Source organism: Microbacterium sp. gxy059 (assembly GCF_050958665.1).
In the GTDB taxonomy this organism is placed as follows: domain Bacteria; phylum Actinomycetota; class Actinomycetes; order Actinomycetales; family Microbacteriaceae; genus Microbacterium.
The window spans coordinates 20120-39674 of record NZ_JAMXWT010000015.1 but is presented as its reverse complement, the minus strand read 5'-3'; the positions used below and the strand labels follow the sequence as shown (position 1 = coordinate 39674).

The window sequence follows — 19555 nt, the reverse complement described above, 5'->3', positions numbered from 1 at the left end:
ACACGGAGAGCGGAAGCGCGGAGCATGTCTCGTTTGCTGCGGGTATCGGATCCGCTTTCCCGCACCTCGTGAGACATGGTCGGTCGGCGGGGTCGAGCATGTCTCGATTCGTGCGGGTATGAGCGCGCCTTTCCCGCATGTCGTGAGACATGGCGGCTGGGCGGTGCGGAGCGTGTCTCGATCCGTGTGGGTATGGGTGGCCCTTTCCCGCCTGTCGTGAGACACGACGACCGGGCGAGCGGAGGCGCGCAGCGTGTCTCGTCTGCTGCGGGTATCGGATCCGCTTTCCCGCACTTCGTGAGACATGGTCGGTCGGCGGGGTCGGACATGTCTCGATTTATGCGGGTATGGGTGGCTCTTTCCCGCATGTCGTGAGACACGGTCGCCGGGGTCGTGCGAGTCTCGATCCGCGTCGGCAGGGATGCGTCCTTCGCGTCTCTCGGGGGACGCGCGGGGCGGGCGTGATCCGGCGGGGCGTGCGACGCTAGAGGGATGCAGCGCGAGGGAAGACTGGGTGTCGGGATCGTCGGCGCGGGACGGGTCGGGCCGGTCATCGGCGCCGCGCTCGCCGGCGCCGGACACGCGATCACGGGCATCACGCGGGGCTCAGACGAGGAGCGCGCGAGCGCGGTGCTACCCGACGCGCCGGTGCTCGATGAGCCCGAGGTGCTGCGCCGCAGCGAGCTCGTCGTCCTCGCGGTGCCGCGCGCCGAGCTGCCCGGTCTCGTGTCGGGGCTCGCGGCGGCGGGCCACTGGCAGATGGGTCAGCTGGTGCTGCACACCGACGCCTCGCACGGCATCGAGGTGCTGCGGCCCGCCGCCGAGAAGGGGGCGATCCCGCTCGCGGTGCACCCGGCCATGACCTTCACCGGGACGTCGATCGACCTGCGGCAGCTGGCCGCCACCTACGCGGCGGTCACGGCCCCGTCCGCCGTGCTGCCGATCGCGCAGGCGCTGGCCGTCGAGCTGGGCTGCGAGCCGATCGTCGTCGCGGAGGGTGACCGGCCCGCGTACGCGGAGGCGATCGCGACGGCGAGCGAGTTCTCGCGGCAGATCGTGCAGCAGGCCACGGGGATCCTCCGAGGCATCGGCATCGACAACCCCGGCGGATTCCTGTCGTCGCTCGTGCGCTCGACCGTGGATCACGCGCTCGCCGAGGCGACGCCCTCGATCCCCGATCTGCCTCCCGAGGCCGACTGACGGGCGCGGGATCCGGGAGGGGCCTCCCAGCGCGGCACCCCTAGACTGAGGCGCGGTGCGCGGCGTCGTCGCGCGCCCTTCCCGACCCACCCGCATGAGGAACACGCGCATGTCTGAGACGCCCGCACCGAACGCCGACGCCCAGCCCGACGAGGACATCTTCGAGCAGAAGGCCGTGCGCCTCGGCAAGCGCGAGCGACTGATCTCCGAGCGCGATTCCGCTGCGGGCGGCGCCTATCCCGTCTCGCTGCCGATCACCTCCTCCATCGCCGCCCTGCGCGAGGAGTACGGCGAGCTCGAGCCGGGCGCCGAGACCGGGGTGACGGCGGGCGTCGCGGGTCGCGTCGTGTTCAGCCGCAACACCGGCAAGCTCTGCTTCGCGTCGCTGCAGGCGGGCGACGGATCCCGGATCCAGGCGATGGTCTCGCTCGCGAAGGTCGGCGACGAGGAGCTGGCGCGCTGGAAGGAGCTCGTCGACCTCGGCGACCACGTGTTCGTCTCGGGCGAGGTGATCTCGAGCCGTCGCGGCGAGCTGTCGATCATGGTCGACGCGTGGAGCATGGCCTCGAAGGCGGTCCTGCCGCTGCCGAACCTGCACACCGAGCTCAGCGAGGAGTCGCGGGTGCGCCAGCGCTACCTCGACCTCATCGTGCGCGACCAGGCCCGCGCCACCGTGATCGCCCGCGCGAAGACCAACCAGAGCCTGCGCGAGACGTTCGCCGGCCACGGCTTCGTCGAGGTCGAGACGCCCATGCTGCAGGTGCAGCCCGGAGGGGCGTCGGCCCGCCCGTTCGTCACCCACTCGAACGCGTTCGACACCGAGCTGTTCATGCGCATCGCGCCCGAGCTCTACCTCAAGCGCGCCGTCGTCGGCGGCATCGACCGCGTGTTCGAGATCAACCGCAACTTCCGCAACGAGGGCGCCGACTCGACCCACAGCCCCGAGTTCGCCATGCTCGAGGCCTACCAGTCGTACAGCGACTACAACGGCATCGCCGACCTCACCCAGGAGCTCGTGCAGAACGCCGCGCGCGCCGTGGCCGGGACGACGACGGTCACGTGGGCCGACGGCACCGACTACGACCTCGGTGGCGAGTGGGACCGCGTGTCGATGTATCCCTCGCTGTCCGAGGCCGCCGGGGTGGAGGTCACCCCCGAGACCTCCCTCGAAGAGCTGCTCGCTCTCGCCGAGCGGAGCGACGTGGAGGTTCCCCCGCACGCCACGCACGGCAAGCTCGTCGAGGAGCTGTGGGAGCACTTCGTGAAGACGGGCCTCGAGCGCCCCACCTTCGTCATGGACTTCCCCGTCGACACGAGCCCCCTCGTGCGCGAGCACCGCTCGGTGCCCGGCGTCGTCGAGAAGTGGGACCTGTACGTGCGCGGCTTCGAGCTCGCGACGGGGTACTCGGAGCTCGTCGACCCGGTCATCCAGCGCGAGCGCTTCGTCGAGCAGGCGAAGCTCGCCGACCGCGGCGACGACGAGGCGATGCGCATCGACGAGGACTTCCTGCGCGCCCTCGAGCACGGCATGCCGCCGACCGGCGGGATGGGCATGGGCATCGACCGTCTGCTCATGGCGATCACGGGCCTCGGCATCCGCGAGACGATCCTCTTCCCGCTCGTCAAGTGACCGGCGCCGCCGGGGTGACCGCGGGCGTCGAGCCCTCGGCGGGGACCCCGGCGCGGTCGAGCGTCGCCCCGAACTCGTCGTAGGCCCACTGCGGCAGCCGCGCGGCGTCGACGAGCCGCCGGACGATGTCGGCGAGCCCGTGGCCGGGCTCGCGGTCGAGGGCGAGCGCGGCGTAGTGCGCGGCGTGGGTGGAGGATCCGAGCGCCCATGACAGCCAGGCGCACATCGCGAGGCATCCCGCGAGGTGCGCATCGGGCGCCAGCGCGGCGACCGCCCGCACGAGGTCGCGCGCCCGCCGCAGGCGTCGGGGATCCGGCCGCGGGCCCTCGCCGAGGAGGCGCACAGGCCCCTCGGGCAGGCGGCGGTCTCCGTCGGCCCATCGCTCCTGGAAGGCGAGCGCGCGGCGCCCCTCCGCGAGGTCTCCCGCCCACTGGGCGAGCGCGACGTCGCGCAGCGACGCACTGCGCCAGCGCGTGAGCAGCAGGGCGACGTCGTACGGATCCACGAGGTCCGGACCCCACTCCAGCGCCGCCTCGAACAGCGCAGGCAGGTCGGCGTCGGACGCCGTGAGCCGCGCGGCGGCATGCGGGTCGACCTCGCGCGACCCGCAGACGACGGGCTCGCCGAGCACCGCGTCGTCGTCGAGGCGCAGGAGGGCGGACGCCGTGCGCGAGAACGCGTCGAGCGCCGCCCGGACCTCGACGCGCCGGCCGGGATGGCCCTCGGGAAGGTCGGCGCCCGCGTGCTGGTCGCGATCGGCGAGGTGCTCGTCGCGGTCGGGGGCGATCTCGTCGAGGGGGCGCTCGTCACCCTCGGCGTACCGGCACCAGGCGTCGCCGGCGACGAGGAGCTCGTCTCGAACCTCGATGCCGCAGGAGCCGAGGCGATCCGAGACCGCCGCGACGAGCGGGTCGTGCGCGAGCCCCGCGCCGTCGCGCGCCGGGGCGTCGGTGAGCACGACGACGACCGCGGCGTCGACGCCGGGGACGTGGCAGAGCGAGCCGACGGAGGTCGATGCGACCTGCGCGATCTCCTCGGGGCGCGGCAGGTCGATGCGCAGGGCGCCGCAGCTGCGGCCCTCGCGCAGCGGCACGAGCACGAGGCTCTCGCGCGGCAGGCATCCGAGCAGCGCCGGCAGGGTGCGCAGCAGGTGGGCGGGGGAGGGGATGGGGATCGTGGTGGTCATGCATCGATCCTTCGCCGCCCGCGCGCCGCGACCCGCCTGTCCACAGGCCGGGAGTGGGGATCCCGCGCTGTGACGCGGGGTCGCGGCCCGGGCCCCGCTCAGGGGCGCTCGCGTAGGATGGGGGCATGGACAGCTATCTCGCCGCGGCGCTCTGGTCGCTTGCGCCCACGGTCGTGATCACCGTGCTGTTCTTCTTCATCCTGCGGAACATCCTGCGCTTCGACCGCACGGAGCGTCGCGTCTACGCCGACATCGAGGCGGAGGAGCGCGCCAAGCGCGGCCTGCCTCCGGCGGACGCCCCGCAGAAGAGCTGACGCGCCCGCCGCGGCATGCGCCATGACGCGCATGCCCTAGGCTCGAGACGACCGACGGCGGGAGGGGCGGCATGGAGTGGCTGTCGCTGTCGACCGCATGGGTCGCCTTCGTCTTCCTCGTCGACATGACGATCCGCATCACGTCCATCATGTTCGTGCCGCCGGGGCGGCGTCCGACGTCGGCGATGGCGTGGCTGCTGCTCATCTACTTCCTCCCCGTGCCCGGGGTGCTGTTCTTCCTGCTCATCGGCAATCCGCGCCTGCCGAAGAAGCGCCGCGACATCCAGGCCGAAGTCAACCAGGTGCTCCGCGACGCGAACGAGCACCTCGAGCTCGGCACGCTCCTGCCGGATCCGCCCGAGTGGTTCTCGTCGCTCGTGCGCATGAACCGAAGCCTCGGCGCGCTTCCGCTGTCGGGGGACAACGGCGTGCGGATCATCTCCGACTACCAGGCGAGCATCGACGCGATGGCCGAGGCGGTGCGCCGCGCCGAGAAGTACGTGCACGTCGAGTTCTACATCCTGAAGGCCGACGCCGCGACGGAGCCCTTCTTCCGCGCGCTGGAGGACGCCTGCTCCCGCGGCGTCGCCGTGCGCGTGCTGCTCGACCACTGGGCGAACCTCTCCAAGCCCCTGCACGGTCAGACGAAGGAGCGCCTCGAGGCGATGGGGGCCGACTGGCACCTGCTCCTGCCGCTCCAGCCCCTGCAGCGCAAGTTCCAGCGCCCGGACCTGCGCAACCACCGCAAGCTGGTGATCGTCGACGGCGAGGTCGCCTTCCTCGGGTCGCAGAACATGACGGATCCGTCGTACAACGTGCCGCGCAACATCCGCCGGGGCCTGCAGTGGGTCGACGCGATGGTGCGCCTCGACGGCCCGGTCGTGCGCTCGGTCGACGCCGTGTTCCTCACCGACTACTACAGCGAGACCGGCATCGTCCCCGACGGCGTCGACCTCGCCAGGGTGTCGCCGGGAAGCGACGACTACGACTGCCAGGTGGTGCCCTCCGGCCCCGGATTCGAGGCCGAGAACAACCTGCTCATGTTCGTGAGCCTCCTCTACGCCGCGCAGCGCAAGGCGATCATGGTCAGCCCCTACTTCATCCCCGACGAGGCGCTGATGCGGGCTGTGACGGCGGCGTGCGCCCGGGGCGTCGAGGTCGAGCTGTTCGTCAGCGAGACGAGCGACCAGGCGATGGTCTACCACGCGCAGCGCAGCTACTACGAGGATCTGCTGCGCGCCGGGGTGCGCATCTGGATGTACCGCGAGCCGTACATCCTCCACACGAAGAGCCTCTCGATCGACGACGAGACGGCCGTCATCGGCTCGAGCAACATGGACATGCGGTCGTTCGGCCTGAACTTCGAGGTGTCGCTGCTCGTGCGCGGCGGCGAGTTCGTCGAGCAGCTGCGCGAGGTCGAGCAGGACTATCGCACGCAGAGCCGCGAGCTCACGCTGGAGGAGTGGGCGGCGCAGCCGCTCCGCTCGCGCGTGCTCGACAACCTCGCCCGGCTCACGAGCGCTCTGCAGTGAGAGGGCCCGGCGCGACGCGATGCCCGCGCGGCACCGCGACGAGCAGCCCTCCCGGATCCACGACGCAGCGGATCCGCGTCGCCTCGCCGAGCTCGTCTCCGTCGACCTCCACGGGGTGCGGATCGGGGCAGGCCGCTTCGATGCCGGTGCCGGTCAGGTAGCGGATCGACTGGTTGCGCGTGCGCGCGACGACGCGGCGGCCGAGGCGCGACCGGCGCAGCACCGAGTTGTCCCACCAGATCCGGCGCCACACGCCGAGCCAGCCGAGGGGCCCGGCCGGCTGGATGAGGGCGACGTCGAGCAGGCCGTCGTCGATGCGCGCGTCTGGCACGAGCGCGATACCCGCCGGCAGCGCGCCGCAGTTGGTGAACAGGATGCTCTGCACCTTCGCCGAGTGGAGGCCCCGTCCCTCGAACTGGTAGGCGATGCGGAACGGCTTCGCGTCGGGGAGCGAGCGGGCGGCGCCGTCGACGTACGCGACCCAGCCGATCTGCTTCTTCATCCGGGGGTTGGTGTTCGCGATCATCGCGGCGTCGAGGCCCATCCCCGCCATCACGACGAACACGTGCTCCTCCGTCTCGCCGGACGGCCGGGTGAGGCGCGCGACGCCCACGTCGATCGCCCGCACGTCGCCGGTGAACGCCGCGCGCACCATCCCCTCGGGGGCGTCGAGCGGCAGCGAGAGATTGCGGGCGAGCAGGTTGCCCGTGCCGCTCGGCACGATCGCGAGGGGCACGCCGGATCCGCGCATCGCCTCCGACACCGCGCGCACCGTGCCGTCGCCGCCCGCGACGAGCACGACGGAGGCTCCCGCCTCGAGGGCGGCCCGCGTGGCCTCCTGCCCGGGATCCTCGATCGTCGTCTCGCGCACGAGCGGGCGCGCCCAGCCGGCCTCTCTCGAGGCGCGCACGACCTGCGCGCGCAGGCGCGCCGCATCGCGGACCTTCACGGGGTTGAACACGAGGGCGGCGCGCCCCCGCGGCTGGCGTGCTCGTGCCATGGCCTTCACTCTAGGCGGCGGGAGGGCTCCCGGAGGCGCGCCCCGTAGACTGGCAGGCGTGATCGATCTGGCTCTGCTCCGCGAAGACCCCGACGCCGTCACGCGCTCGCAGGTGGCGCGCGGCAACTCCCCCGACACGGTGCGCGCCGCGCTGGCGGCCGACGAGGAGCGCCGTCGATCGCTCACGGCCTTCGAGCAGCTCCGCGCCGAGCAGAACGCCTTCGGCAAGACCGTCGCGAAGGCGCCGAAGGAGGACAAGCCCGCGCTCGTCGCCCAGGCGAAGGAGCTGGCGGCGCGCGTCAAGCAGGCGCAGGCCGCGGCGAACGAGGCCGAGGAGGCGTTCCGCACGGCCGTCGACCGCATCGAGAACGTCGTGCTCGACGGCGTCCCCGCGGGCGGCGAGGAGAACTTCGTCACGATCCGCGAGGTCGGCGAGATCCCGACCTTCGACTTCGCTCCGCGCGACCACCTCGAGCTGGGCGAGAAGCTCGGCGCGATCGACATGGAGCGCGGCGCGAAGGTGTCGGGCGCGCGGTTCTACTTCCTCAAAGGCGTCGGCGCCCGCCTCGAGCTCGCGCTCATGAACTACGCCCTCGACCAGGCGCTGAAGAACGGCTTCACGCCGATGATCACGCCGACGCTCGTGCGCCCCGAGATCATGGCCGGCACCGGCTTCCTCGGCGAGCACAGCGATGAGATCTACCACCTGGGCGACGACGACCAGTACCTCGTCGGCACGAGCGAGGTCGCGCTCGCCGGCTACCACAAGGACGAGATCATCGATCTGCCGGAGGGCGCGCTGCGCTACGCGGGCTGGTCGACCTGCTACCGCCGCGAGGCGGGGTCGCACGGCAAGGACACCCGCGGCATCATCCGCGTGCACCAGTTCAACAAGCTCGAGATGTTCGTGTACTGCGCGCCGGAGCTCGCCGAGGCGGAGCACGAGCGCCTCCTCGCGCTCGAGGAGGAGATGCTCGGCTCCCTGGGGCTCGCGTATCGCGTCATCGACGTCGCCGCCGGCGACCTCGGATCCAGCGCCGCGCGCAAGTACGACACCGAGGCGTGGGTGCCGACGCAGGACGCCTACCGCGAGCTCACGTCGACGTCGAACTGCACCACGTACCAGGCGCGCCGTCTCGACATCCGCTACCGCCCCGAGGCGGGCGGGAAGACGCAGGCCGTGGCGACGCTCAACGGCACGCTCGCGACGACGCGCTGGATCGTCGCGATCCTCGAGACGCACCAGCGCGAGGACGGATCCGTCGTGGTCCCCGAGCCGCTGCGCCCCTACATGGGCGGGCTCGAGGTGCTGGAGCCGATCGCGTGAGCGACCTCGATCGGCCGGGCCTCCAGCCGGTGGACCCGGAGACCGGGCGGCCGCCTGTCGTGCCCGACGACGAGCGGATGCTCATCGCGCTCGACATCGACGGCACCGTGCTGCTGGAGGACGAGTCGTTCAGCCCCGGCGTGCCGGCGGCGGTGCGGGAGGCGGCGCAGCGCGGCCACATCGTGACGCTCGCGACGGGACGCAGCTGGGAGGCGACCTATCCCGTGCTCGTCTGGCTGGGGCTCACGCCCGAGTACGTCGTGTGCGCGAACGGCGCGACGATCATGGAGCGCGACACGACGTGCGCGACCGACTACCGGCGCCGCATCATCGAGACGTTCGACGCGACCGAGGTGCTGGAGCACCTCTCGCTGCAGCTGCCCGACGCCACCTACATGGTCGAGCTGGGCGACGGGGCCCGGCTGTTCACGCGCTTCCTGGGCGACTGGGATCTGTCGCGCCCCGATGCGCGCTGCGTGACGATCGACGAGATGAAGGGGCAGCAGGTCACCCGCGTCGTGGTCGTCTCGCCTCAGCACACGAGCGACGAGTTCGTCGACGTGGTCGCGGGGCTCGGGCTGCAGCAGGTGTCGTACTCGGTCGGGTGGTCGGCGTGGCTCGACATCGCGCCGCAGGGCATCGACAAGTCGACCGCTCTCGCGCAGGTGCGCGAGATGCTCGGCATCGATCCGTCGCGGGTGGTCGTGATGGGCGACGGACGCAACGACATCGAGATGCTGCAGTGGGCCGGTCAGGTCGGCGGCCGCGCGATCGCGATGGGGCAGGCCCTGCCGGAGGTCTCGCAGCACGCGACGGAGACGACGGGCGACGTGCACTCCGGGGGCGTGGCGAACGCCCTCCGCCGCCTCGGCGCGGTCTTCTCTCCCGCCTGACGGATCCGGCGCTCTCCGCGCGGGGAAAGGTCCCGCCCAGGCGCGCCCCAGGTCGTCGGGGCACGATGACGCTGATCCGGGTCGGTTAGACTCGCCTCCTGTCGGCGGGCTGCCCGCCACGGGAGGGTTGTCCGAGCGGCCGAAGGAACTGGTCTTGAAAACCAGCACGCAGAAATGTGTCGTGGGTTCGAATCCCACACCCTCCGCTGTCGTGTCCGGGGGCCCGGAGGGTCCCGGGACACGACATCAGGCGGAGCGGGTTCGAACCTTCAGGTGGGCCCCTGCCGCCGGAGGCTCCGCGGGGCGCGAAGCGCGCCTCGGAGGGGCGGGAGGGACGAATCCCACACCCTCCGCTGTCGTGTCCGGGGGCGCTCGCCGCCTGCCGGCCAGGAAGGAGCTCGCGTGACGAGTCCGTCGAAGACGCCCTGGCGCGGCCCGGTTGCCCGCCACACGAAGCTGCGCTCGCCTGGCGTGCCTCGGCAGCTGCTGAAGGGCCTGGGCCTCGCGCTCTCCGCCGTCCTCGTGGCGACGCTCGGCGTGGGCGCGTACGTCTACAGCGACCTCATGGGCTCGCTGAACGCCAACGCGGTGACGCTGGAGGGGCAGGACACCGAGCCGCCGAAGGTCGACGTGCTGCCGAACGAGGCGGTGAACATCGTCGTCACGGGCATCGACAAGTGCGAGGAGGAGCTGCTCGACGACTTCGGCGGACGCTGCACGCCCGAGCTGGTCGAGGCGCAGAAGGACTCCTTCGCGGGCCAGCTGAACGACGTGACCATGGTCGTGCACATCTCGCCGGAGCCGCGGCGGGTGACGGTGATCAGCATTCCGCGCGACATGATGACCTCGCGGCCCGAGTGCCAGGCGCAGGACGGCACGGTCCAGCCCGCCGTGCAGGTCGCGCAGTTCAACGAGGCATATGCGGTCGGCGGCCTGCCCTGCGTCGCGAAGACCGCGCAGGAGCTCACGGGTCTGCCCATCACGCACGCGGCGATGATGACCTGGGGCGGCGTGATCGACATCACGAACGCGATCGGTGGCGTCGACGTGTGCGTGCAGGAGCCGATCCACGATCCCGACAACACTGGCCTGACCCTCGAAGCGGGCCCGCACACGCTCGTCGGCATCGAGGCGCTGCAGTTCCTTCGCGTGCGGAAGAGCATCGGCGACGGCAGCGACCTGTCGCGCATCGGCAACCAGCAGGTCTACATGGGCGCCCTCGTGCGCAAGCTCGTGAGCGAGGAGACCCTCGGCAACGTCGGGAGGATGCTCCGGATCGCGAAGGCGACGGTCGAGAACGCGACGCTGTCGAACGGCCTCACGGATCCGCTCGCGATGGTGCAGATCGGCGGCGCGGCCGCGGGAGTGCCGCCGGAGGACTACACGTTCATCCAGTTCCCCGCCGTCGACTACGTGGGCGACACGAATCGCGTCGCCCCCGATGTCGCGACGTGGCAGATGATCTCCGACGCCCTGGAGGCCAACCAGTCGATCCAGGTCGGCGGGGAGGAACCCGTGGACGAGGAGGTCCCCGTCGAGGGGGAGCAGCCCGTCGAGGGCGAGCAGCCGCCGGCTGACGAGAGTGCGGAGGAGGCCGTCCCCGGCGAGGGCGAGGGCGAGGGCGACGGCACGCTCCGCCTGCCGGAGAGCGTGCGCGGCTCGAGCGCCGACCAGGAGGTCTCCTGCACGCCGAGCGCCGGCCTGTTCTGAGACACGCCCGTTTCGACGTGACCGCGCGATCGGGTTAGTATGGACGAGTGCGCCACCTGGTGAGCGCACGAGGAGACGTGCCGGAGCGGCCGAACGGACTTCACTGCTAATGAAGGGTCGGGGTTAAACTCGACCGGGGGTTCAAATCCCCCCGTCTCCGCCAGAAGAACCCCTGCTCAGGCAGGGGTTCTCGGCGTTTCGGGGTCACTCCTCCGTCGATGCTGCGGGGCGGTGCTTGCGCAGCCAGACCTCGGTCTGGGAGACGTGCGCGGCGGCGGCCGCCGAGGCCGAGACGGGGTCGCGCTCGGCGAGCCCGCGGAGGATCGCACGATGCCCCGCGTCGGAGAGGCGCTTGATCTCGTCGGCGTCCTCGGTCGTGAAGATCCGATACGCGCGGGAGCGCGACCGCATGACGGCGAGCAGCGCGCCGAGGGCCTCGTTGCCGCTGATCTGCGAGACGCGCAGGTGGAACTCATGGTCGAGGCGCGAGATGTCATCGTCGTCGTCGAGCACCTCCAGCTCGTCGAGGATCGCGCCGAGCTCGTCGAGCTCCGCGCCGGAGCACCGGGCCGCCGCGAGCGATGCGGCGTGCGCCTCGAGCACGCGGCGCAGCTCGTAGAGCTCGAGGACCGACTCGAGGGGGAGCAACCCGACGGTCAGCGAGAGGCTCCGGATCACGTCGGCCGCGCGGAGGTCCGCGACGAAGCTCCCGGATCCGTGACGCGTGTCGACGACGCCCAGCGCGGCGAGCATGCGGATCGCCTCGCGGACGGATCCGCGCGAGACGCCGATGGTCTCGCTGAGCTCTCCCTCGCTCGGCAGTCGGTCCCCGGCGCGCAGCGTGCCGTCGGCGATGAGCGCGCGCACCCCCTGCAGCGCCTGGTCGAGCGCGCTCTTCCCGTTCATGGCCTCTACTCTTCCATGTCTCGGCGCACCGGCGATGTTTCACTCACGTCACAGTTGTCGGACGAATCCGAGTCGTACGCCTCGTAGGGGTGGGATTATGGCGGCGTTCGTGGCAGGGTTGTCCGACGAGATACCCGAGAGGATCCTGAATGCCCGCTTCCGCTCCCGCGTCCGCACGCCTGCAGGCGACGTTCGCCGACGGCCGTCCCGCCAGCGAGGCCTGGCCGCTCGACCCCGACATCGTCCACCTCAACCACGGCTCGTTCGGCGCCGTGCCGACCGAGGTCGTGCGCTATCAGGACGAGCTGCGCGCGGAGGCCGACCGCAGCCCGGTCGGCTGGTTCCCCCGCCTGGGCGAGTACGTGGGCGCCGCGCGCGCGGAGATCGCACCGTTCCTCGGCGTCGACGCCGACGACACGGTCTTCGTGCCCAACGCGTCGGCGGCGGCGACCGTGGTCTACAACGCCCTCCGGCTCGAGACGGGCGACGAGATCCTCGTGACCGACCACGGCTACGGGGCCGTGTCGATGGGCGCACGGCGCCTCGCGGCGCGGTTCGGCGCGCGGCTGAGCGTCGTGCGGATCCCGCTCCTCGCGACCGACGACGAGGTCGTGGGCCTCTTCGCCGAGGCGCTCTCCGATCGCACGCGGCTGGTGGTCGTGGATCAGATCACCTCGCCGACCGCGCGCCGGTTCCCCACGAAGGAGATCGCACGGATCGCCCACGACCGCGGTGCGCGCGTGCTCGTCGACGGCGCCCACGCGCCGGGGCTCGTACCGGACGCCGCGGCGGACACGGGCGGCGACTGGTGGTTCGGCAACCTCCACAAGTGGCCGTGCGCGCCTCGCGGAGCCGCGATCCTCGCGACCGAAGCGCCCGACCGCGACGAGCTCTGGCCGCTGATCGACTCGTGGGGGGCGAACGAGCCGTTCCCCGCCCGATTCGACACGCAGGGCACGATCGACGCGACGACGTACCTGGCCGCGCCGCGCGCGATCTCGTTCGTCGAACGCGAGTACGGCTGGGCGCGCACGCGCGAGACGATGTCCGACCTCGCCGACCAGGGAGCCCGGATCATCGCCGACGCGATGCAGTCGCGCGTCAGCGGCGAGGCCCTCGTCTCCGTGCCTTCCCCCGTCCCGTCGATGCGGCTTGTGCGCCTGCCGGACGGGCTCGGCCGGGCGCGCGAGGACGCGGACGAGCTGCGCATGCGCCTGCTCGACCTCACCGGCATCGAGGCCGCGTTCACGAGCTTCGAGGGCATCGGCTACCTGCGCCTGTCCGCGCACCTCTACACGGAGACGCGCGACTTCGAGGCGTTCGCCGAGCGCGCCGTGCCCCAGATCTTCGCGCTCGCCGACGAGCGCCTCCCGGCCTGACCCCACCGCGAATCCCCCACCCCGAGAAGAAGGACGCGACATGAAACGCACCCGCATCACCCTCGTCACCGGGCTCGGCACCGCCGCCGCGCTCGCCCTGGCCGGCTGCTCGGGCGGGGGTGGAACCACCGGCGGCGATGGCGGCGACGTGACGCTGCAGATGGTCGAGAGCCTCACCAACCCCGCCCGCACCGAACTCATCCGCGGGCTGCTCGACGAGTTCGAAGCCGACAACCCCGGCGTGACCGTGAAGCTCGTCTCTCCGCCCACCGACCAGGCCGACCAGAAGCTGCAGCAGATGCTCCAGTCAGGCACCGGCGTCGACGTGCTCGAGGTGCGCGACCTGACGGTCGGGCCGTTCTCGAACAACGGGTGGCTCTACGACATGACCGACGACCTCGCCGACTGGGACGGCTGGGACGCCCTCACCGAGAACGCCCGCGCGGCCTCCGAGAGCCCGGACGGCGGGACCTATCTGCTGCCCTACGGCTTCTACGGGCTGTCGCTGTTCTACCGCACCGACCTCGTCGAGGAGGCGGGCTTCGACGGCCCGCCCACGAGCTGGGAGGAGCTGCTCGAGCAGGCGCAGGCGATCCAGGATCCCTCGCAGAACGCGTACGGCTACGCCTTCCGCGGGGGAGTGAACGGCTACTCCAACGCCGTCATCCCCATCGAGGCGTACGTGATGGACGACCTCGATCTCGAGAACGCCTTCCTGCTGGAGGACGGCTCGACGATCTTCTCGGCGCCCGAGGCGCTGGACGCGATGGAGCTGTACCTCGAGCTGTTCGAGACGGCGTCGCCGCCGTCGGCCGTCTCGTGGGGCTACCCCGAGATGGTCGAGGGATTCACCAACGGATCCACCGCGTTCCTCCTCCAGGATCCCGAGGTCATCGCCACGGTGCAGCAGTCGACGACCATCTCCGACGACCAGTGGGCGACCGCGCCCCTGCTCGTGGGGCCGACGGGCCAGGCCGCGCAGCCGCTCGCGATGGCGGGCTGGGGCGTCGCCGAGGCGAGCGCGCACAAGGAGGAGGCGGTCAAGCTCGTCGAGTTCCTCGCGGGCGAGGAGCCCGCGACGCAGTTCGCGCAGGAGAACAGCCTCGTGCCCATCATCGAGTCGGCCGCGGACGACGACTTCTACAAGGAGGGGCCCTGGACGAGCTACGTCGAGATGACGGAGAACCCGGACACCTACGTCAACGTCGTCCAGCCCCGCGGCGAGAGCTGGTGGACCGAGTGGGGCCAGAAGGCCGATCAGGACCTGCAGAACATGCTGCTCGGCAACACGACCCCCGAGGATCTGCTCGCCGACTGGGACGCCTACTGGGTCGAGAAGTACGCGGGGCAGTGACACGTGACCGCCGCCTCTGACACGCGACGGGAGGCCGCACCCCGCCGTGCGGCCTCCCGGACGCCCTCCCCGAGCCGTCGACGTCGTTCGTTCGGGCGGCGTCAGGCGCTCACGCTGCTGGCCTTCCTGTCGCCCGCGATCGTCTTCGTCTGCTGGTTCACCTACTGGCCGATGCTGCAGGGCGCCCGCATGGCGTTCCACGACTGGAACCTCTGGGATCTCACGTCGACCCCCTGGGTCGGCATGCAGAACTTCCTGACCGTCCTGCGCGATCCGGCGTTCTCGACCATCGCGGGCAACACCGTGCTGTGGGTCGTCGGATCCCTCGTGCCGCAGTTCGTCATCGGGTTCCTCATCGCCCTCGCCCTGCGTCGGCGCTTCCGGTTCCGCGGGCTCTACCAGGCGCTCGTGTTCTTCCCGTGGGCCGTGTCGGGATTCCTCATCGGCCTGCTGTTCCGCTGGATGTTCAGCGCCGAGTTCGGCGTCGTCAACGACCTGCTCATGAAGGCGGGCCTGATCGACCAGCCCCTCCCGTGGCTCGCGGATCCGAAGCTCGCGATGATCGCGGTGCTCATCGCGAACATCTGGTACGGCGTGACGTTCTTCGCGATCATGATCCTCGCGGCGCTGCAGTCGGTTCCCGAGGAGGTGCTCGAGGCGGCCAGCATCGACGGCGCGGGCAAGGCCCGTCAGCTCTTCTCGATCGTCATCCCGTACATCTCGACGACGCTGTTCCTCACGGTGCTTCTGCGGGTCATCTGGATCTTCAACTTCCCCGACATCATCTACGCGATGACGGGCGGAGGTCCCGCGAACCAGACCCACATCATCACCACGTGGATGATCGACTACACCCAGCAGGGCGCCTACGGCCTCGCGAGCGCGATCGGCCTGTTCGTCATGGCCGTCCTGTTCGTGTTCTGCGCGTTCTACCTGCTGGCGATGAGGAAGGCGGCCCGCTCATGAACGCGACGCAGGTGGTCACGACCGGCGGCGCCCCGCCGCGCCGACGCCCGGCCGGCAGGCCGAGGAAGCCCATCACGGCGACGGGCGTCGCCAAGGTGGTGGGCCTCGGGATCTGGCTGGTGCTCACGCTGTTCCCGCTGTACTGGATCGCGGTGACGTCGTTCAAATCGCCCGGATCCATCAACCGGTTCCCCCTCGAGTACTGGCCGACCGAGCCGTCGCTCGACAACTACCGGGGCCTGTTCGAGACCTCGAACTTCGGGGTGTTCCTCGGCAACTCCGCGGTCGTGGCCCTCCTCGCGGGGGCGACGGCGACGCTCATCGCGCTGCTGAGCGCCTACGTGCTCGCGCGGTTCGAGTTCCGCAGCAAGGGCGCGGTCCTCATCGCGTTCCTCCTGACGCAGATGATCCCGACCTTCATCGCGCTCGGACCGCTGTACTCGATGCTCGCCGATCTGGGCCTCGTCGACTCGAAGCCCGGCCTGATCCTCGTGTACATCGCGGTCTGCATCCCGTTCTCGACCGTGATGCTGCGCGGGTTCTTCGAGAACGTGCCGGACGCGCTCGAGGAGGCGGCGATGATCGACGGGTGCTCGCGGCTCGGCGCGCTGTTCCGCGTGCTCGTGCCCGTCATGACCCCCGGCATCGTGGCGGCGTTCATCTTCAACTTCGTCAACTGCTGGAACGAGCTGTTCCTGTCGGTGATCCTCATCAACTCCGACATGAACAAGACCGTGCCCTCGGCGCTCAACGGGTTCATCTCGACGTTCAACATCGCGTGGGGCCCGATGGCCGCCGCCGCGGTGCTGACGATCCTGCCGACGATGGTGCTGTTCGCGCTCGCGAGCCGCTGGATCGTGGAGGGGCTCACGGCCGGATCCGTGAAGGAGTGAGTCGCTCGCGCGGCGGGGCAGGGAGGGGCCCCGCCGCGTCACGCGAACGGGTGGGTGCGGCCGAAGGCGGTGAGGAGGGCGTCGCTCTTCGCGACGGTCTCGTCGGCCTCCTGGTCGGGGTCGCTGTCGATCGTGATGGCGCCTCCCGTGCCGATCGTCGCGCGGCCGTCCGCGATCACCGCCGTGCGGATCACGACGGACAGATCCACGGATCCGCAGCGCGAGAAGCATCCGACGACGCCCGAGTAGACGCCGCGGGGCGCCGCCTCGAGAGCGTCGAGCAGCTCGACCGTGCGCCTCTTCGGGGCGCCCGTCATCGACCCGGGCGGGAACAGGGCCTCGGCGGCGCGCACCCCCGCCGCGTCGCGGGGGCGGAGCTTCGCGCGCACCGACGTGACGAGCTGATGCACGCTCGCGTACGACTCGACCGCCATGAGATGCGGCACCTCGACCGTGCCCGGCAGGCTGATGCGGCCGAGATCGTTGCGCAGCAGGTCGACGATCATGAGGTTCTCGGCGCGGGTCTTCGGATCCGCCGCGAGCTCGCGCGCCGCCCGCGCGTCCGCCGCGGGATCCCCTGCCCGCCGAGCGGTGCCCTTGATGGGCTTCGTCTCGGCCCAGCCGGCGGGGGAGACCCGGAGGTACCGCTCGGGCGAGCACGAGAGGATCTCGCGGCCCGGCAGACGCAGGAACGCGGCGTACGGCGCCGGGTTCCGGCGGCGCAGGCGCCGGTAGGCGGCGAACGCGTCGCCCGCGAACGGGAACCCCAGCGTGTACGTGTAGCACGCCTCGTACGAGTCGCCGGCCTCGAGCCAGCCCCTGATCCGACCGAGATCGGCGATGTACCGCTCGCGGGTCACGGTCGCCGTCGCGGGCCCCCGAGGGTCCGGATCGGCGGGGGAGGGCAGGGCGGGCGTCTGCGCCGCGCGGCGGAGGGCGCCCTCGATCCACGCGCGCGCCTCGGGGCCGTCCGCGGCGGGGCCCACGGCGACGGCCGTCAGGCGGCGGGCGTCGTGGTCGAGCACGAGGAAGCGGCTGAGGTGCAGCAGCTGCGCGTCGGGGCCCGCGCCCGAGCGCGCCGCACCGATGTCCTTCGCCCCGTACCCGATGGATCCGACGTACCCGCCCGCGAAGGGCAGGTCGTCCGCGGGCTCGACCGGGTGGGCGTCGACGAGATCCGCGAGCACGTCCCATACCGAGCCCGCGCGCGGCTCGCCGCCCACCCGCACGGATCCGTCTGGCGCGAGCTCGACGAGGTGATCGCGCGGCGTCTCGGGGGCGCCGAGGATCGAGAACCGCCCCATCCCGTACGCGCGCTGGGCGCTGTCGAGCAGCAGCGCCTCCGGGCGGTCGCCGTAGAGGTGCGCGAAGAGAGCGTCGACGTCGCCCGAGAAGGGGACGTCGTCGCGCTGCAGATGCCAGGACCCGCGGATCCGCTCAGACATGCGGGCCTCCCGGCATCGCGAGGAAGTTCTCCACGAGGCGCGGTCCGTGGCCCGTGCCGATCGACTCGGGATGGAACTGCACGCCGAACCAGCGCCGCTCGGGCGCCGCCCCCGCCATCGGGAGCCCGTCGCGGGAGCGCGCCGTGATCGCGAGGGGCGCCGGCTCGGCGACGACGAGGGAGTGATAGCGCACCGCCTCGAAGCGCTCGGGCACGCCGGAGAAGAGCGCGGATCCGTCGTGCGCGATCTCGTCCACGAGACCGTGCGCGGGACGGGGAGCGGCGACGACGGATCCGCCGAGAGCCGCGGCCATCGCCTGGAACCCGAAGCAGACGCCGAGCACGGGCACGCGCGCTCGCCGCAGCACCTCGGGCACGCGGCCGGCGTCCTCCGCGCGGTGCGGGGTGCCGGGACCGGGGCCGATCACGACGTGCGAGAACGCGTCGAGCGCGTCGAGATCGACGCGGTCGTTCTGCACGAGCAGGGGCTCGTCGCCCGTGGCCGCCCAGATGATCTGCGCGATGCTGCCCGTGTACGAGTCGTAGTTGTCGACGAGCAGCACGCGACGGCTCGGGGACGCAGGCGGCATGGATCCATTGTCCGCCATCCGCGGGCGGCCGCGGTTCTCGGGGCTGCGGGCCGGGCGGGGATCCCCTCCTCCGCGAGAACGCGATCATCTGGAGGCGCGCACGGAGAGGGGCGTGTTCTCGCGGTCGGGGCGGGGCTCCTCCCTCTTCCTCTCCGAGAGAACGCACCGGCGTCGGACGCGGGTGGGACGATGGGTCCATGCAGCAGCTCGACGGCGCGCCGGTCACCCTGCGCGAGATGCAGTCCCTCGCGTTCCTCGGCCTCGCGCACTTCACGACCGTGCGCGTCGACGACGGCCGCGTGAAGGGGCTGGGCCTCCACCTCGAGCGGCTCGCGACCGACGCCCGCGCGCTGTTCGACGTCGACCTCGACCCGGATCTCGTGCGACGGCGCATCCGAGAGGCGATCGCCGACGAGCCCCCGAGCGTCATCGCGCGCATCACCGTGTTCGATCCGGACCTGCGGCTCGAGCGGCCGGGCGCCGACGCGCATCCGAGGATCCTCGTGACGCCCCGCCCCGTGTCGGCCTCCGCGTCGCCGCCGATGCGGGTGCGGTCGGTGCGCTTCGGGCGGCAGACCCCCGAGATCAAGCACGTCGGCCTGTTCGGCGCGCTCCGCGAACGGCGCCTCGCGCAGCGCGCCGGCTTCGACGACGCCGTGTTCGTCGACGAGACCGGGGCTCTCTCCGAGGGGCCGACGTGGAACCTCGGATTCGTCGCGGGCGACGAGATCGTCTGGCCCGACGGTGCCGCGCTGCCCGGCGTGACCCGCGACCTCCTCGCGGGAGCCGCGGGCGGGGCCTCGCGCCGCGTGGAGCTCGGGGACCTCGCGGCGTTCGAGGCTGCGTTCATCACGGGATCGGGCGCGGGAGTCCGCCCCCTCGCCGCGATCGACGAGGTCGCCTGGCCCGCGGATCACCCGGTCTTCGCGCGGCTCCGGGTGGCGTACGCGGAGATCGAGGGCGCCGCGGTCTGAGAGCGGCGTCGCCTGCCACGCGTTTCCGCGGCTCGGGCGGTGACGGGTCCGTTCCGGTCTGCGAAACGCACGGGTACGGCTCTTGGGAAGGTGCGTTTTCGCGACCCGGGCGGCGGCAGATCCGTTCGGGTCTGCGAAAGGCGCGGGTGCGGCTCTTGGGAAGGTGCGTTCTCGCGACGTGGCGGGTGGCGGATCTGTTCGGGTCTGGGAAACACACGTTCCCGGTGCTCGGGAGCATGCACTTCCGCGATTCGGGT

Annotated in this window: 17 protein-coding genes and 2 tRNA genes; 14 read left to right on the top strand and 5 right to left on the bottom strand. The window is 71.5% G+C overall.

Translation table 11 applies throughout. The features are described from left to right. Positions 1-492: 492 nt before the first annotated feature. The gene (locus NHL53_RS09875; RefSeq protein ID WP_433776696.1) at positions 493-1200 is read left to right on the top strand and encodes a DUF2520 domain-containing protein; all 708 of its coding nucleotides are present in this window, start codon (positions 493-495) and stop codon (positions 1198-1200) included. A gap of 109 nt (positions 1201-1309) precedes the next feature. After that, on the top strand, positions 1310-2830 hold the full coding sequence (gene lysS / locus NHL53_RS09870) for a lysine--tRNA ligase (protein WP_433776695.1): 1521 nt from the start codon (positions 1310-1312) through the stop codon (positions 2828-2830). Here the strand turns inward: lysS and NHL53_RS09865 are convergent. Continuing rightward, complete coding sequence (locus tag NHL53_RS09865; protein WP_433776694.1) at positions 2823-4016, bottom strand: DUF4192 family protein; 1194 nt, start codon at positions 4014-4016, stop codon at positions 2823-2825. The genes lysS and NHL53_RS09865 overlap by 8 nt on opposite strands. 125 nt (positions 4017-4141) lie before the next feature. Here NHL53_RS09865 and NHL53_RS09860 point away from each other — a divergent pair, with 125 nt between their 5' ends. Continuing rightward, entirely contained in the window at positions 4142-4330 is a 189-nt protein-coding gene (locus tag NHL53_RS09860) for a hypothetical protein (RefSeq protein WP_433776693.1), read from the top strand. A 71-nt stretch (positions 4331-4401) separates the two neighbouring features. Then, positions 4402-5862, top strand: coding sequence for a cardiolipin synthase (gene cls / locus NHL53_RS09855; RefSeq protein WP_433776692.1), 1461 nt, complete (start codon positions 4402-4404; stop codon positions 5860-5862). On the opposite strand, the gene NHL53_RS09850 is transcribed toward cls, so the two are convergent. Next, the gene (locus NHL53_RS09850; RefSeq protein WP_433776691.1) at positions 5843-6862 is read right to left on the bottom strand and encodes a diacylglycerol/lipid kinase family protein; all 1020 of its coding nucleotides are present in this window, start codon (positions 6860-6862) and stop codon (positions 5843-5845) included. The genes cls and NHL53_RS09850 overlap by 20 nt on opposite strands. A 58-nt stretch (positions 6863-6920) precedes the next feature. Here NHL53_RS09850 and serS point away from each other — a divergent pair, with 58 nt between their 5' ends. The 5 genes from serS to NHL53_RS09825 all read left to right on the top strand — a co-directional run bounded on the left by serS (position 6921) and on the right by NHL53_RS09825 (position 10955). Next, the gene (gene serS, locus NHL53_RS09845; RefSeq protein ID WP_433776690.1) at positions 6921-8189 is read left to right on the top strand and encodes a serine--tRNA ligase; all 1269 of its coding nucleotides are present in this window, start codon (positions 6921-6923) and stop codon (positions 8187-8189) included. Further along, positions 8186-9082, top strand: coding sequence for an HAD family hydrolase (locus tag NHL53_RS09840; RefSeq protein ID WP_433776689.1), 897 nt, complete (start codon positions 8186-8188; stop codon positions 9080-9082). Before serS ends, NHL53_RS09840 begins: the two co-directional genes overlap by 4 nt. A 121-nt stretch (positions 9083-9203) precedes the next feature. Beyond that, positions 9204-9288 (top strand) — tRNA-Ser (locus NHL53_RS09835). 196 nt (positions 9289-9484) lie between these two features. Then, a complete protein-coding gene (locus NHL53_RS09830; RefSeq protein ID WP_433776688.1) occupies positions 9485-10792 on the top strand; it encodes an LCP family protein in 1308 nt (435 codons plus the stop codon). Between the two features lie 71 nt (positions 10793-10863). Beyond that, positions 10864-10955, top strand: a tRNA-Ser gene (locus NHL53_RS09825). Positions 10956-10996: 41 nt separating this feature from the next. Here NHL53_RS09825 and NHL53_RS09820 read toward each other — a convergent pair. After that, entirely contained in the window at positions 10997-11698 is a 702-nt protein-coding gene (locus NHL53_RS09820; protein WP_433776687.1) for a FadR/GntR family transcriptional regulator, read from the bottom strand. Between the two features lie 149 nt (positions 11699-11847). On the opposite strand from NHL53_RS09820, the gene NHL53_RS09815 reads away from it, so the two are divergent. Genes NHL53_RS09815 through NHL53_RS09800 form a run of 4 tightly spaced genes read left to right on the top strand, consistent with a single transcriptional unit; the run spans position 11848 to position 16290 of the window. Continuing rightward, on the top strand, positions 11848-13077 hold the full coding sequence (locus NHL53_RS09815) for an aminotransferase class V-fold PLP-dependent enzyme (protein ID WP_433776686.1): 1230 nt from the start codon (positions 11848-11850) through the stop codon (positions 13075-13077). A gap of 40 nt (positions 13078-13117) precedes the next feature. Continuing rightward, a complete protein-coding gene (locus tag NHL53_RS09810; protein ID WP_433776685.1) occupies positions 13118-14431 on the top strand; it encodes an ABC transporter substrate-binding protein in 1314 nt (437 codons plus the stop codon). Between the two features lie 3 nt (positions 14432-14434). Beyond that, positions 14435-15397, top strand: coding sequence for a carbohydrate ABC transporter permease (locus tag NHL53_RS09805; RefSeq protein ID WP_433776684.1), 963 nt, complete (start codon positions 14435-14437; stop codon positions 15395-15397). Beyond that, positions 15394-16290, top strand: coding sequence for a carbohydrate ABC transporter permease (locus NHL53_RS09800; protein WP_433776683.1), 897 nt, complete (start codon positions 15394-15396; stop codon positions 16288-16290). The genes NHL53_RS09805 and NHL53_RS09800 overlap by 4 nt, the downstream gene beginning before the upstream one ends. Positions 16291-16328: 38 nt before the next feature. On the opposite strand, the gene NHL53_RS09795 is transcribed toward NHL53_RS09800, so the two are convergent. Both NHL53_RS09795 and NHL53_RS09790 read right to left on the bottom strand, forming a co-directional pair. Further along, entirely contained in the window at positions 16329-17735 is a 1407-nt protein-coding gene (locus NHL53_RS09795) for an anthranilate synthase component I family protein (RefSeq protein ID WP_433776682.1), read from the bottom strand. After that, positions 17728-18324, bottom strand: a complete 597-nt coding sequence (locus tag NHL53_RS09790) for an anthranilate synthase component II (protein ID WP_433776681.1) — start codon at positions 18322-18324, stop codon at positions 17728-17730. The genes NHL53_RS09795 and NHL53_RS09790 overlap by 8 nt, the downstream gene beginning before the upstream one ends. A gap of 197 nt (positions 18325-18521) precedes the next feature. Here NHL53_RS09790 and NHL53_RS09785 point away from each other — a divergent pair, with 197 nt between their 5' ends. Continuing rightward, entirely contained in the window at positions 18522-19298 is a 777-nt protein-coding gene (locus NHL53_RS09785) for an aminotransferase class IV (protein WP_433776680.1), read from the top strand. The last annotated feature ends 257 nt before the right edge of the window (positions 19299-19555 follow it).

Excerpts from the sequence above, each read along its gene's own strand:
- NHL53_RS09810 (WP_433776685.1), top strand. The coding sequence starts at position 13,118 with ATGAAACGCACCCGCATCACCCTCGTCACCGGGCTCGGCACCGCCGCC.
- NHL53_RS09795 (WP_433776682.1), bottom strand. The coding sequence starts at position 17,735 with ATGTCTGAGCGGATCCGCGGGTCCTGGCATCTGCAGCGCGACGACGTC.
- NHL53_RS09815 (WP_433776686.1), top strand. The coding sequence starts at position 11,848 with ATGCCCGCTTCCGCTCCCGCGTCCGCACGCCTGCAGGCGACGTTCGCC.
- NHL53_RS09850 (WP_433776691.1), bottom strand. The coding sequence starts at position 6,862 with ATGGCACGAGCACGCCAGCCGCGGGGGCGCGCCGCCCTCGTGTTCAAC.
- NHL53_RS09785 (WP_433776680.1), top strand. The coding sequence starts at position 18,522 with ATGCAGCAGCTCGACGGCGCGCCGGTCACCCTGCGCGAGATGCAGTCC.
- NHL53_RS09820 (WP_433776687.1), bottom strand. The coding sequence starts at position 11,698 with ATGAACGGGAAGAGCGCGCTCGACCAGGCGCTGCAGGGGGTGCGCGCG.
- NHL53_RS09860 (WP_433776693.1), top strand. The coding sequence starts at position 4,142 with ATGGACAGCTATCTCGCCGCGGCGCTCTGGTCGCTTGCGCCCACGGTC.
- cls (WP_433776692.1), top strand. The coding sequence starts at position 4,402 with ATGGAGTGGCTGTCGCTGTCGACCGCATGGGTCGCCTTCGTCTTCCTC.
- NHL53_RS09800 (WP_433776683.1), top strand. The coding sequence starts at position 15,394 with ATGAACGCGACGCAGGTGGTCACGACCGGCGGCGCCCCGCCGCGCCGA.
- lysS (WP_433776695.1), top strand. The coding sequence starts at position 1,310 with ATGTCTGAGACGCCCGCACCGAACGCCGACGCCCAGCCCGACGAGGAC.
- NHL53_RS09790 (WP_433776681.1), bottom strand. The coding sequence starts at position 18,324 with ATGCCGCCTGCGTCCCCGAGCCGTCGCGTGCTGCTCGTCGACAACTAC.
- NHL53_RS09875 (WP_433776696.1), top strand. The coding sequence starts at position 493 with ATGCAGCGCGAGGGAAGACTGGGTGTCGGGATCGTCGGCGCGGGACGG.
- NHL53_RS09865 (WP_433776694.1), bottom strand. The coding sequence starts at position 4,016 with ATGACCACCACGATCCCCATCCCCTCCCCCGCCCACCTGCTGCGCACC.